Here is a 14,086-nt window from a genome sequence, read left to right as displayed (position 1 = left end):
CGGTAAAAGAATAAAGTTGCTCTGTTCATGGCAAAAGTTGCGTATAGGGGTATCGTAAAAAAAAATGGACTCAGGCACTTCGGTACCTGAGTCCAAAAATAAGAGTATTCTCTTTAAGTTCTATTGATTCGCCAGCTCATCCGGTTTATCACCCTCCAGGGTAGGAGTAGGGTCAACGCCAGGCTGCTCGCTTTCCTGTTGCTTCTTCTCATATTTACCCTGTCCGTTGGTAAACTGCTGGTATGTAGTAAGCTTCTCAAATGGACGCTTTCCGATCAGTCTTTCAAGATCTGCCTGGAAGAGAATTTCTTTCTCCAGCAATTCTTTCGCGATCACATCTAAGTGCTGGCGGTGTTGCATTAGCAAAGATCTGGTGCGTTCGTACGCCTCGTCAATGATCTTCTTTACTTCACGGTCAATCTTCTCGGATGTTGCTTCTGAGTAAGGCTTCTGGAAAGAGTAATCGTTGGCTTTCGAATCGTAGAACGACATGTTACCGATCTCTTTGTTCATACCATAGATGGTAACAATGCTGTAGGCCATCTTCGTGATACGTTCCAGGTCGCTCAATGCACCCGTTGATATTTTACCGAACACTATATCTTCTGCTGCACGACCACCAAAGGCCATGCACATTTCATCCAGCATTTGTTCTGTCTGGTAGAGGAACTGCTCTTTCGGCAAGTACTGAGCATAACCAAGTGCAGCTACACCACGCGGTACTATACTTACTTTAACCAGTGGATCAGCATGCTCCAGGAACCAGCCCGCTACTGCGTGACCTGCTTCGTGGAAGGCAACGATCTTCTTCTCTTCCGGAGAAATGATCTTGTTCTTCTTTTCCAAGCCACCGATCACACGGTCGATAGCATCCTGAAAGTCTTGCATATCTACAGCTTTCTTATCTCTGCGGGCAGCGATAAGCGCAGCTTCGTTACATACGTTGGCAATCTCTGCTCCGGCAAATCCGGGAGTTTGTGCCGAAAGTTTTTTAGCATCTACACTCGGATCAAGTTTGATAGGCTTGAGGTGTACTTTAAATATAGCTTCACGACCTACGATATCCGGTTTATCGATACTGATCTGGCGATCGAAACGACCCGGACGAAGTAACGCAGAGTCCAATACATCCGGACGGTTTGTTGCAGCCAGTATAATTACTCCAGAGTCGGTAGCAAAGCCGTCCATCTCCACGAGTAATGAGTTCAATGTATTTTCACGCTCATCGTTCGCTCCGGGTAATTGTCCACGACCACGTGAGCGACCTATAGCATCAATCTCGTCTATAAATACAATACAAGGAGCTTTTTCTTTTGCTTGTTTGAAGAGGTCGCGAACACGCGCAGCACCTACACCCACAAACATCTCCACGAAATCAGAACCTGATAGTGAGAAGAATGGTACACCGGCTTCACCGGCTACAGCTTTTGCAAGCAATGTTTTACCAGTACCGGGAGGGCCTACTAAAAGAGCACCTTTAGGAATTTTACCTCCGAGCTTGGTAAACTTGCCCGGGTTCTTCAGGAAGTCTACAATTTCTTTTACTTCTTCTTTCGCTTCATCAAGACCAGCAACGTTATCAAACGTGATCTTTACTTTGTTCTCAGCATCAAATAATGCAGCCTTGGATTTACCAATGTTGAAGATTTGTCCGCCAGGGCCACCGCCTCCGGTCATTCTGCGCATCAGCATCCAGAATCCGAAAAGCAGGAGGAATAAAAGTCCCCATTGGAAAAGTTGACTTACATAATCACCACGATCTTCTGTATCGTACTCGGGGCGCTGGCTTTGAGCAACCTGCTTATCGAGAAACGTACGGAACTCCTGGTCAAAATTACCGGCATCCACTACTTTCAAAACATAGTGCGGACCTGAGTTTCCGGAACTGAGCGGTCCGTTATTGATATCCTGTTTATACTTTGCATTCTGCAGGGCAGCAGAGGTAAGTGTAACTTCAACAAACTTTTGGTTTTGTATCAGTACAACCTTGCGTACATCTCCGTTTTTAACCATCTCTTTGAAGTCATCGTAGCGGACGGTTTTAAGACTGCTAGCAGAGTTAAAATACATTACACCAAAGATCACAGCTATCGTTGCGATAATTACCCAGATCTGGTAATTACCTTTCGGTGGCTTTGTTGGTAACAGCGGTTTATTATTTTCTTTCTTGTCGGCCATTTCTTACGTTCTTATTCAATCAATTTAAAAATATCAAAACATTAACGAGTTAAAAAGCTTTTGGTTCAATCGCCATCAATTTCAGTGATTTCTGCATCGCCCCATAAGCGTTCGAGGGCATAGAATTCTCTGCGGTCTTTTCTGAAAACATGGGCAACTACATCCGTGTAGTCGAGTAGCATCCACTCTTTATTGTTTTTTCCTTCAACGTGCCAGGGATTTTCTTTCAGCGCTTTGAAAACTTCTGCGTCAATTGAGTCGGCAATGGCATCGAGCTGTTTATCAGAATTACCAGAGCAAACAATAAAGAAATCGGCCACAGCATTTTTAACTTTCCGAAGATCCATGATAACGATGTCCAATGCTTTTTTTTCCTGCATGCCCTTCACAATCACTTCACTCAGTTTTTCTGAATTGGCTCCCTTCCTTTTTTTTGCCATTAAACTATATTCGTTTTTAGATTAACTCTCAAAATTAAACAAAATACCTTGTATAAAATTCCTGCCAATACCCTTTTCATGGGCGGCAACTTAGTTTTTGTGCCGGAATGTCACTCAACCAACACCCTGGCCCTGCAACTATGCCAGCAGCCTTCAACACCGGAAGGTACTGTGGTAATTACCAATAATCAAACTGCAGGCCGTGGCCAGCGAGGAAATTCATGGGAAGCAAAGCCGGGAATGAATCTTACCTTCTCCATTATTCTGAAACCTGTGTTCCTTGATTTGAAAGATCAATTCTTTCTAAACATCATTATTTCTCTCGGCATTCATGATTACCTGGTAACAAAGAAAATTTCAAATAGTCACATCAAATGGCCAAACGATTTGATGGTCGGTAAAAAAAAGCTTTGTGGTATTTTAATCGAAAACCAGGTGCAAGGTTCGCGTTTTACGGCCTCTGTTGTCGGTATTGGTATCAATATCAATCAGCAGTATTTTAATAACGATACAGCCACTTCATTAAGTATAGTTACCGGAACAGAACATCTTTTACAAGAAGAACTTGAGCAACTCCTGCAAAAGGTGGAAGCACGTTATCTGCAACTGCGACAGAACTCAGTGGCCAAAATCAAAAATGATTACCTCGATGTTTTATACTGGAAAGATGAAGTACATCAGTTCGCATCGAATGGCGAAAATTTTACAGGTGTTATCCAGGGGATTGATGATGGCGGCAGACTGAAAGTGCTGCGTAACGATACCGGGGAAGTAAAAACATTTGATCTGAAGGAAATCAGTTATCTGCAATAATGCAGGTGTAAATTATTCAAGCATCTTTGCAGCATGAATGTTTTTTCTGATCGCAGTCGTATCATCATTACGTGCAATAAACGGTTAACGCCCTACCTGGAGCTGGAGGTAACAGAACTTGGTTTTACGCTTACACGAACCTTTCAAACAGGCGTAGAGCTGGAAGGAACCATGGCGGATTGTATCCGGCTAAACCTCAACCTGCGTTGTGCCAGTCAGGTGCATTACTCACTCAAAGAATTTCGTGCCGAGCATCCGGAAGAACTATACAATGTACTGGTGCGGATGCCGTGGGAAAATATACTTAACAACACAAGCTATATATCGGTTACTTGCACGGTAGATCAACTGACGGTGAATAACGAGATGTTTGTAAATGTTAAAGTAAAAGATGCTATTGTAGATAAACTTCGGAGGGAGACCAGTGTACGACCTAACTCAGGACCTGATCTTACCGGAGCCGTGATTCATTTGTACTGGAAGGATGATCGTGCTGAAATATTTATCGATACCTCCGGTGAAACACTCGCGAAGCATGGCTATAGAAAGATACCGGGTAAAGCTCCGATGCTCGAAGCACTTGCTGCGTCAACGGTAATGGCTACGAAGTGGGACCGTCAGTCACCGTTCATCAACCCGATGTGTGGTTCCGGTACGGTAGCGATTGAAGCTGCACTACTAGCGACCAACCGAAGGCCGGGTTTATACAGAACGAATTATTCCTTCATGCACCTGAAAGATTATGATGAGCAGGTATACCTCGCAGAGATGCAAAGGCTGCGCGACCAGATAAAAGAAGTGCCGGGCTTGCTGGTGGAGGCAACCGATATCAGTGATGATGCGATCAACATCTCCAAAGTAAATGCTGGTATAGCCGGTGTTGAAAATATGATTCACTTCAAACGATGTGATTTTGCGCTCACGGATGTTCCCGAAGGTAAAGAAGGCGTTGTTTACTTTAACCCCGAGTATGGCGAACGACTGGGAGATGTAAAACAACTGGAAGAAACCTATGCACGCATGGGCGACTTTCTGAAACAGAAATGTAAAGGATATACCGGCTATATCTTTACGGGTAATCTTGACCTTGCTAAAAAGATAGGACTGAAAGCACGCAGAAGAATAGAGTTCTACAACGCCAAAATTGATTGTCGCTTACTGGAATATGAATTGTATTCCGGCAGTAAAGACAAGGATCGAAGAGAGAAAGTCAGTCAGGAATAACGATTCCGTAAAACATAACCTTCCGTTAATCACAGGAAGGTTTTTTATTTTCAACATCGCGCCTAAATTGAAAACGCAATCAGTATGCTATGATTTCAGTTCAGAATCTTTCGTTTCAATATGCTGCCGGAAACGCCATCCAGTTTCCTGATTTTACGGTAACACGTGGCGAGCATTGTTTGTTGCTGGGAGAATCCGGCAGTGGTAAAACAACCCTGCTTCATTTACTCGGAGGTTTACTTCGTCATTACTCCGGCTCTCTTAAGATAGAAGACACGGAATTAGCGCAGTTATCGGAAGCTTCGCTCGATCGTTTTCGCGGGCAAAATATAGGCTTTATCTTTCAACGTAATCATCTCATTAATGCCTTAACCGTTGAAAAGAATCTGATGATGGCACCTTACCTCGCTGGATTAAAAATAGAAAGCGAACGAATTACAGAAGTACTTTCGGGATTAGGACTGGCCGAGAAACGAAAGAGTCGTGTTACACAGTTAAGTCACGGACAGGCACAACGCGTAGCGATTGCACGCGCGGTGCTGAATAAACCTTCTATCATTTTTGCCGATGAACCAACGTCTGCGCTGGACGATAAAAACTGCGAACGCGTTATACACCTGTTAATGGATGTAGCGAATCAACATCAATCTACCTTGCTGGTAGCTACGCACGATCAGCGGCTCAAGGATAAAATATCAAATCAGGTTCGGTTATCATCACTATAGATTGGTTGGCCTGTTTTTATATTCATTGTATACTTTAATAATTGTAGCATGTCTATTTTCACACTCGTCTGGAATTATCTCAAGGCAAGACCTCTCAATACAGCGATTAACATTTTGCTCCTCTCACTGGGCATAGCCGTAATAACGATATTGTTACTTTTTAATAAGCAGCTTGAACAAAAAATTACCGAGAACGCGCGCGGTATAGACCTGGTAGTAGGAGCAAAGGGGAGCCCGCTGCAACTTATACTTTGCAATATATTTCATGTTGATTTTCCTACGGGTAATATCAAGCTTAATGAAGCTGAACGTTTTGCCAAACATCGCCTTGTAAAAAATGCTATACCGCTTGCATTGGGCGATAGTTACCAGTCGTATAGAATTATTGGTACCAGTCAAAAATATGCAGAGCTCTATAAAGCTGAGATACAACAAGGCAACTGGTGGAAGAACAACCTGGACGTTACCATCGGTGCCAATGTAGCCACGCTGACACAATTGAAGCTCGGTGATAAATTCGCCAGTGCCCACGGACTTGCTGATGGCGGTCATACACACAACGATCATCAATATATAGTGGTTGGTATACTTAAACCCACAAACAGTGTATTGGACAACCTGATACTCACCAACGTAGAAAGTGTTTGGGAAATGCACGAAGAGCATGCTGAGGAGGAAGAAGGACATGCCGAACATGAGCATGCCGCTGATTCGAACTTTATACCATCTCCATTAGTGCCTTCAGTAGGGAAAGGCGATTCACTGAAAGAAATTACTTCCATGCTTATTCAATACCGCTCACCGATGGGTGCTATACAATTGCCAAGATTGGTAAACTCACAAAGCAGTTTACAGGCAGCATCACCGGCATTTGAGACAGCGCGTTTGTTTTCTATTTTAGGTGTAGGCGTAGATATACTCATGGGTTTTGCGTATGTGCTTATCGTTATATCAGGGTTAAGTATATTTATTGCATTGTATAACTCGCTAAAAGAGCGGAGGTACGATCTGGCCATCATGCGGTCGATGGGGGCATCGCGGACCAAACTGTTTGTTTCGATCCTGCTGGAAGGTGGAGTGCTCACGATGTTAGGAAGTCTCATTGGGTTGTTGATGGGACACGGTGTACTCGTTCTTTTATCCGGAATGGTGGAAGAAACGCAGAAAGCCGGTATCAACGGATTTATTTTCTATCCGGAAGAATGGATAATTTTGGGCGGAAGTTTGTTACTGGGTCTGATATGTGCAGTGATTCCGGCCATACAAGCGTACCGCACGGATATATCGAAGGTACTGGCAGGGAATTGAAATTCATTCCGCAGAAGGCAGATTTACGCAGAAGAAATTTGCATTTAAATTCTGTGTCAATCTGCGGTCTCTGTGGGAAATAAAAGGAACGAATAAACTGGAAGAATATATAAAAGATAAAAACCATGAAGAAGATTTGTTTGCTTGGTGTATTTATACTTTGTGCAGGAAGTTTACTGGCACAGGGAAAAACGGATATGTGGGAAGCGTTTGCCAAAACCAAGTTCGAACCGAAGTATTATGAAAAACTTGGCGAGTATCTTTTCTACCCGACTTTCCCGGCCGAGATCAAAGCACTGGAAGGTAAAGAAATTACCGTGCAGGGATTTTATGTTCCGTTCGCTCCGGAAGATGGTACCTATATCATCATCTCCAAATACCCGATGAGTCAGTGTTTCTTTTGTGGAGGCGGTGGTCCCGAATCTATAGCAGAAGTAAACTTTGCGAAAGAACCACGTAAATTTCAGGTAGATGATCTGATCACCGTGAAAGGTAAATTAAAGCTGAATGCCGAAAACCTTGATCACGTGAATTTCATTTTAACCGATGCTGTATTGGTTAGTAAATAATAGACTGATACAGACGATCGGTTTCTTCTAAAACTATATATAGTATGACGAAACCGAAGATCAAAGAAAAGACAATCAGTGTACCCGTTTCTGAAAGTATAGGGGCGGTATCAGCTGTTATACTGGAGCCGGCATCATGTACTGCGATGATGACACTCGCGCACGGAGCGGGTGCCGGAATGAATCACACCTTTATGGTGCGTCTGGCCCAGGCGTTGGCGGAGCGCTCTATCGGTACCATTCGTTTCAATTTCCCTTATATGGAGCAAGGAAAGAAACGCCCCGATATGCCACCTACAGCTCACAAAGCTATCGAGGAGGTAATCGAGTATACTTCCAAACATTATCCAGCCCTTCCGTTGTTTGTTAGTGGTAAATCATTTGGTGGCCGCATGTCATCGCAATTGCTGGCTAAGAAAACATTCAGTCCGGTGAAGGGTATAATTTTCTATGGCTTTCCGCTGCATCCTGCAGGCGCGCCCGCTATAGATCGCGCGGACCATCTGCGCGACATTACTATACCCATGCTATTTCTACAAGGTACACGTGATGCATTAGCTGAGTGGAGTCTCATAACAAAAGTATCCGCATCATTATCTACGGCGAAGCTTGTGTCTTTTGAAGGAGCCGATCATAGTTTCAAAGCAAAAAAAACTGAACTGATTCCCGAACTCGCAGACGCTACACAATCCTTCATTCAATCTCTTTAATAAAAGATCCTTTTGAGATAAGAAAGTCACTTGCAACTATGTTGCATTTAATTTTTATGTTTTTATATTTGCAACGTTGTTGCATTTATGAGAGCGCTATTGATAATACTATTTCTGTTTGTCCTGGTATCCTTTGGACAAGCTGCTTTGTCGGATGACGGCTGGGATATACTGGCACGGGTAAAATTTACCGAGAAGTATTTCAAGGAAGAGAACGAGTATTACCTCTATCCATTTTTTGATAGTAAGATTCGCGCGCTCGAGGGGAAGGAGTTTACACTGAAAGGACATTACCTGCCAATGGATCTTGATGATAATCGTATGATCATCCTGTCCAGGTTTCCGTATTCCATGTGTTTCTTCTGCGGTGGTGCCAGCCCTGCATCAGTAGCAGAGATATACTTTAAAACGAAGCCACCGCGCTTCAAGGCCGATCAGATCATTACCGTAAAGGGTATACTGAAACTGAACGACAGCAATATCGATCACATGAATTTTATTTTGAAAGATGCTGAACTGATAACAGGTAAATGATATGAGCATATATCGCTATATATTGATTGGTGCCGGTATGCTGGTGGCATGCACGCAAAGCAAGGATGATGATAAACTATTAAAGGAAGCCGCTGCCATTCATAACGAAGCTATACAAACTGCTTTGAAGCTTGAGGACAGCCTTTATATACTGGCGATGGATACGATAATACAGGATTCCATAAAGCTATATATCGAGGCGATTGAAAACTGGAAGGCCGATATCGTGGAGGTGCCCGGTAATGAATCAGATCACCACGGTGAATTACATCATCATCATGCACCCGCTGAAATGATACCGATAACAGCAATCGAAATGGTGGTTGTGCAAAGCGCAATGAAGGTAAAGATTGATTCCATTGCTGCCAGCTTGCGGCAATTTCGCGGTGACTAAAAAATCAATGTCCTTTTAAGAAATATACTCTTTACGATATGATGAATCTTTTTAAACCGGGGAAGAAACTTCCGGTAACGGTACTCTCTGGCTTTTTGGGAGCCGGTAAAACTACATTGCTGAACCATGTACTCAACAATCGTCAGGGATTGAAAGTAGCTGTGATCGTAAATGATATGAGCGAAGTAAATATCGATGTACGCCTCGTGGCAAATGAAGTGCAGTTGTCGCGCACCGAAGAGAAACTGGTAGAGCTGAGTAACGGCTGCATTTGTTGTACCCTGCGCGATGACCTGATTCGCGAAGTACAAAAACTTGTAGCGCAACGTAAATTTGATTACCTGCTTATTGAAAGCACTGGTATATCGGAGCCTATACCCGTTGCCCAGACGTTTAGCTTTGATGTAGGGGATGCGTTGTATGATTTGTCTGCCGTTACACGGCTTGATACTATGGTAACCGTAGTGGATGCTTTTAACTTCTTTAAAGATTTTGGCAGTGCAGATACATTGTTGAAACGCAACCTTACCGATGATGCACAAGACCAGCGCACCATTGTGAATCTGCTCACCGATCAGATTGAATTTGCCAATGTCATTATACTCAACAAAACCGATCTTGTATCGGCACGCGAACTGAAGTTACTGGAAGGTATATTGATCAAGCTAAATCCCGGAGCCAGGATTGTCAAGTCGGTGCTGGGTAGAATTGATCCGCATGATATACTCGATACACGTTCTTTTAACTACGAAAAAGCATCGCAGGCTGCAGGCTGGATTCGTGCGTTGAACAATGAGCATACACCGGAGACAGAAGAGTATGGAATCACCTCGTTCGTTTTCCGAACGCACAGACCTTTTCATCCCGAGCGCTTCTGGCGGTATGTACAAACTGAATTTCCCGGAAACATTGTGCGAAGTAAAGGTATATTCTGGCTGGCATCACGACCGGATGATGCATTGGTGTGGAGCCAGGCAGGCGGTTCTTCGCAGGCGGAAGTATATGGCAAATGGTGGGCCTCAGTACCTGAGGTTGAACGTGTACGCAACCCTGCCTATATACAGGATGAGAAAAGTATTCAGAAAAAATGGAATGCAGAGTGGTGCGATCGTATGAATGAAATCGTATTCATCGGCACGCAAATGAACGAGCAACAGGTGCGCGATGAATTATATACCTGCATATTAACCGATGAAGAAGTATATACTTTTCATGCCGGTAAAAAATTTAACGATCCCTGGCCGATGTAAATCAGAATGTGAAACCGATGTTTACATAGCCGAGAACTTTCTGTGACTGATCGCTATACATCACAGAGAGACTGATGGGACCTATACCAGAGTCGTACCCGATGGACAATCCGTAACCGGAGAGATATCTTGTCTTTCGATTATCATCCTCGAGAAAATCATATACCGCTCCGTTAATACGGGCAGTGGCATATAAACTTTTGGAGATCTGGTATTGAAGGCCAGTCATCAGTACACCAACGCTATGCGCTGTAAGCTGATACTCATTGAGACCGGTGAACGGTACCTGGTTGCGTATAAAATCGTTGATGCCGCCTATATTAAAGAAGTTGAGATAAGCTTCGCGAGGCGAGAAGTTGATGGCAGTGTTGAACTGTGTTAGCAAGGTAAGACGAGGCGAAAGCGGCTTGAAGTTCTCTGCCTTGAAACGAAACTGCGCGTATCCATGCAGGTTGGTGGTGTCCGATTGTGTAAGCGAGTCGGTTTCGAAAGCGATGCTTCGCGGCTCCTGCGCGTATACCCATCCTAACTGAGCTTTAACATTCCAGCCGCGCGTGGAGAAGTTTCGCTTGTTCAGCGTGTTGAGCTGATAGTATATATAGTTGGTGAGGTAACTGTTGCTGGCTTCTGCGGCAACATCGGCACGCATCTTCGGCTTGATTTTAAAATACTCCAGCGAGGCGCCTATACCAAGCGCCTGACTAAACCCGAATGTATGTTGCAGGCGGGCATCAAAATCGGCATAGCGGCTGCGGTATAAATGAGTCTGCTCAAAGTCAGCGTAGATCGGGAAACGGAAACGCTCGTGATACATGGAGAGTATCAGGTTGTTGTTCTCCGATTCACCAAAGGTTTGGTTGTGCTCAATGAGAAACCGAAAGTTCTCGCTGATGTTTGCCTTTACAGTTGTTTTTGATCGATCGAATAACAGGTTTTTGGATGTTACGGCTGCAATGAGTGCTACGTTGCTAAAGGTATGGTAATGTATACCTACTTTGAAGTAGGTGAGGGGCTGCTCGATTACATTGAATTTGAGATTGGCTTTGCCGGGTTCGGTGGGTTGCCACTCATAGGCTATACGCCTGTAGTTCTGCGAACCGTATACTCTGCGAATGGCATTGGCAACTTCAATACCATCATACGCTTTTCCTTTTTCAAGATGCAGACGGTTTATGAACGATGTCTTCGTGGTGTGATGCAGGCCTTCCACCTTCATATCATCCACCGTTATCTTTTTGATGGTGGGTAAACGTTTGGTGTTCACTTTATACTTCGGGTATACCTGTCGCAGTGAATCAGCCAGGCGCTTGAACATCGGGTAGAATTTGTTGCCTGTATCTTTACCGCGTTCAATAATACTATCGGCACTGTTGAAGCTGGCCGCAGTAAAATCTTTCAGATCAGGTTCAATCAGTATATCACAGAGTTTGCGTTCGCGTTCGAAATCATCAGCATCTTTGTAGAAGCCAATCTGGTATAGTATATCTATAGCGCTGTGAAGTTCGGTGGCAGGCCGAAGCCCTTGCGACAAGTTTACACCGATGAGTATATCTGCGCCCATCGCTTTGGCATCGCGCACAGGGAAGTTTCGTACTACTCCGCCATCCACGAGTTTGGTTCCGTTGTAATCAATAGCCGTAAATACAGAAGGTATAGCCATGCTCGATCGTATAGCCGTAACGAGTTCGCCCTGATCGAGCAACACCGCTTTACCAGTTCCTACATCGGTGGCAATACACTTGAACGGTATTGGGAATTTTGAAAAATCTTTCACATCATACACCGGCAGCAACAGTTCCTGAAACTTCAGCCAGATCTCCTGCCCTTCAATAATTCCGGAAGCGATCTTGAACTTTCCATTTTCGAACGGTATCTCAATCGCATAATTTCCAAACTCATTCTTCTCATCAATGTTAACATTACTGATGGAAGGCTTGCCCGAGAAAAGAACTCCCCAATCCAGGGTGCGGGCAATCTTCTCGATCTCTTTGCCCGAATACCCGGCCGCATACAACGCACCAATGATGCTGCCCATACTCGTACCGGTCAGGTAATCTACCTTAAGTCCCGCACTATCAATTGCTTCGAGTATACCAATGTGCGCCAGGCCCTTTGCTCCGCCACCGCTCAGCGTCAATCCAATTTTAGGTTGGGCCGCAGCGAGACTTGCTATGAACAGAAAAATAACTGTGATTGGGTACTTCACCATGAGGGCATCAAAATAGTATTATTCATTTATCGGCTAAAGATACGTCCGATAAAGTGTCACTTTTTGGAGGATAGAACTAAACAAAAAGCTACCAGAACAATACACCAGATGGGAATTTTGCTTTCAGTTTTGTTATTTTGCGCAACTTTTGCCTAAATCTTAGTTCGTATGATCACTGTTGGGAACAGAAAATTGTCTGTTGACGATTTCGAAAAATTACTTTATCAGAATGGTAAAGTAGAATTGGACAACACGGCCCGTGAAAAAGTAGTGGTGAACTTTGACTTTCTGCAGTCCTATGCGCAGAACAAAGTCATCTATGGTATCAATACCGGCTTTGGACCGATGGCTCAATATAAAATCAGTGAAGATGACCAGCGTCAGCTTCAGTATAACCTCATCCGAAGCCACAGTGCCGGCTCCGGTCAGCCATTCTCGGAAGAGCTTTCGCGTGCTACAATGCTTGCGCGATTGAATAGTCTGATGCAAGGTGTTTCCGGTGTGCACGTTGAGACAGCGGAACTGATCCGCGACTTGCTCAACAAAAAAATCAGCGCGTGTATTTTTGAACGCGGTGGTGTTGGTGCCAGCGGTGACCTCGTGCAGTTGGCTCACCTCGCACTCAATCTGATAGGCGAAGGTGAAGTATTGGTAGATGGTAAACTTCGTCCGGCCAATGAAGTATATTCTGAAAACGGTCTCAAGCCGTTAGACATTCACCTGCGCGAAGGACTTGGACTGATGAACGGAACTTCTGCCATGACCGGTGTTGGTATGGTTAACATTATCCAGGCGAAACGTCTGCTTTCATGTGCTACCATTCTTTCAGCAATCACCAACGAACTGATGAAGTCGTTTGATGATCACTTCTCGGAAGAACTCAATCACGTAAAACTTCATAACGGACAAACCAAGATCGCAGCCGGTATCCGTACCGTGTTGTCTGATAGTAAATTGATTCGTAAACGTCCGGAGCATTTATACCATAGAAGGATTGTAGAAGCTGTATTTACTGATAAAGTTCAGGAGTACTACTCACTCCGTTGTGTGCCGCAGATCCTCGGACCGGTATACGATACGTTGGTTGAAGTACAACGCGTACTGGAAGATGAAGTTAACTCTGCTAACGACAACCCGGTGATCGATCATGAACGCGAAATGGTATACCACGGTGGTAACTTCCACGGTGATTACGTTTCGCTGGCCATGGATAAACTGAAGATCGTTATTACCAAGCTTACCATGCTTTCGGAGCGTCAGCTGAACTACCTGCTTAATGATAAACTCAATCAGAAACTTCCTCCGTTCATCAACCTGGGAACACTCGGTTTGAATTTCGGCTTGCAGGGTATGCAGTTCATGGCAACATCTACAACGGCCGAGAACCAGACCTTATCATTCCCGATGTATCTCCACAGCATTTCCAATAACAATGACAACCAGGATATTGTTAGTATGGGATGTAATGCTGCACTGATGACGAAGCGCGTGATCGACAATAGTTTTGATGTGCTTACCATTCAGCTTTTTGCTGTGGTGCAGGCGATCGATTTTCTGAAATGCCATACACGTCTTTCATCCTTTACAACCAAAGTATACGATGAATTCCGTGCGCTGGTAGGCCCCGTGCTCGAAGACAAACCACGGTATAACGATATACAAACGATACGCAAGTACCTGGTAAATCTCGGAGCTACGTTTCCGTTGAATTGATATTGTCCCACTTCCACTT

At 44.2% G+C, this 14,086-nt stretch carries 13 protein-coding genes; 10 read left to right on the top strand and 3 right to left on the bottom strand.

Annotation, left to right across the window (positions count from 1 at the left end):
* Positions 1 to 120 precede the first annotated feature (120 nt).
* Positions 121 to 2,178 carry an ATP-dependent zinc metalloprotease FtsH gene (gene ftsH / locus ACFQ21_RS06410; RefSeq protein WP_377576454.1) on the bottom strand — a complete coding sequence of 686 codons (2,058 nt, stop codon included), beginning with the start codon at positions 2,176 to 2,178 and terminating at the stop codon, positions 121 to 123.
* Between the two features lie 65 nt (positions 2,179 to 2,243).
* The gene (rsfS, locus tag ACFQ21_RS06405; protein ID WP_377576451.1) at positions 2,244 to 2,618 is read right to left on the bottom strand and encodes a ribosome silencing factor; all 375 of its coding nucleotides are present in this window, start codon (positions 2,616 to 2,618) and stop codon (positions 2,244 to 2,246) included.
* A gap of 78 nt (positions 2,619 to 2,696) precedes the next feature.
* Here rsfS and ACFQ21_RS06400 point away from each other — a divergent pair, with 78 nt between their 5' ends.
* The 9 genes from ACFQ21_RS06400 to ACFQ21_RS06360 all read left to right on the top strand — a co-directional run bounded on the left by ACFQ21_RS06400 (position 2,697) and on the right by ACFQ21_RS06360 (position 10,145).
* Positions 2,697 to 3,431, top strand: a complete 735-nt coding sequence (locus ACFQ21_RS06400; RefSeq protein WP_377576448.1) for a biotin--[acetyl-CoA-carboxylase] ligase — start codon at positions 2,697 to 2,699, stop codon at positions 3,429 to 3,431.
* Positions 3,432 to 3,464: 33 nt separating this feature from the next.
* Complete coding sequence (locus ACFQ21_RS06395; RefSeq protein ID WP_377576445.1) at positions 3,465 to 4,655, top strand: THUMP domain-containing class I SAM-dependent RNA methyltransferase; 1,191 nt, start codon at positions 3,465 to 3,467, stop codon at positions 4,653 to 4,655.
* Between the two features lie 89 nt (positions 4,656 to 4,744).
* Positions 4,745 to 5,380: an ABC transporter ATP-binding protein gene (locus ACFQ21_RS06390; protein WP_377576442.1), complete on the top strand. Its 636-nt coding sequence runs from the start codon at positions 4,745 to 4,747 to the stop codon at positions 5,378 to 5,380.
* A 48-nt stretch (positions 5,381 to 5,428) separates the two neighbouring features.
* On the top strand, positions 5,429 to 6,688 hold the full coding sequence (locus ACFQ21_RS06385; RefSeq protein WP_377576439.1) for an ABC transporter permease: 1,260 nt from the start codon (positions 5,429 to 5,431) through the stop codon (positions 6,686 to 6,688).
* Between the two features lie 125 nt (positions 6,689 to 6,813).
* Positions 6,814 to 7,257 (top strand): hypothetical protein, encoded by a 444-nt coding sequence (locus tag ACFQ21_RS06380; protein WP_377576437.1) that lies wholly within the window; start codon positions 6,814 to 6,816, stop codon positions 7,255 to 7,257.
* Between the two features lie 44 nt (positions 7,258 to 7,301).
* Entirely contained in the window at positions 7,302 to 7,967 is a 666-nt protein-coding gene (locus tag ACFQ21_RS06375) for an alpha/beta hydrolase family protein (protein WP_377576434.1), read from the top strand.
* A gap of 87 nt (positions 7,968 to 8,054) precedes the next feature.
* Positions 8,055 to 8,501, top strand: a complete 447-nt coding sequence (locus ACFQ21_RS06370) for a hypothetical protein (protein WP_377576432.1) — start codon at positions 8,055 to 8,057, stop codon at positions 8,499 to 8,501.
* Position 8,502: 1 nt separating this feature from the next.
* The gene (locus ACFQ21_RS06365) at positions 8,503 to 8,895 is read left to right on the top strand and encodes a hypothetical protein (protein WP_377576429.1); all 393 of its coding nucleotides are present in this window, start codon (positions 8,503 to 8,505) and stop codon (positions 8,893 to 8,895) included.
* A gap of 38 nt (positions 8,896 to 8,933) precedes the next feature.
* On the top strand, positions 8,934 to 10,145 hold the full coding sequence (locus tag ACFQ21_RS06360; RefSeq protein WP_377576426.1) for a GTP-binding protein: 1,212 nt from the start codon (positions 8,934 to 8,936) through the stop codon (positions 10,143 to 10,145).
* Between the two features lies 1 nt (position 10,146).
* On the opposite strand, the gene ACFQ21_RS06355 is transcribed toward ACFQ21_RS06360, so the two are convergent.
* Entirely contained in the window at positions 10,147 to 12,354 is a 2,208-nt protein-coding gene (locus tag ACFQ21_RS06355) for a patatin-like phospholipase family protein (protein WP_377576423.1), read from the bottom strand.
* Positions 12,355 to 12,522: 168 nt separating this feature from the next.
* Here ACFQ21_RS06355 and ACFQ21_RS06350 point away from each other — a divergent pair, with 168 nt between their 5' ends.
* Positions 12,523 to 14,067, top strand: a complete 1,545-nt coding sequence (locus ACFQ21_RS06350; protein WP_377576420.1) for an HAL/PAL/TAL family ammonia-lyase — start codon at positions 12,523 to 12,525, stop codon at positions 14,065 to 14,067.
* The last annotated feature ends 19 nt before the right edge of the window (positions 14,068 to 14,086 follow it).

This window comes from Ohtaekwangia kribbensis (assembly GCF_042676245.1).
Lineage (GTDB): Bacteria > Bacteroidota > Bacteroidia > Cytophagales > Cyclobacteriaceae > Ohtaekwangia > Ohtaekwangia kribbensis.
The sequence above is the reverse complement of the archived record's forward strand: the minus strand, read 5'-3'. Positions and strand labels throughout refer to the sequence as shown.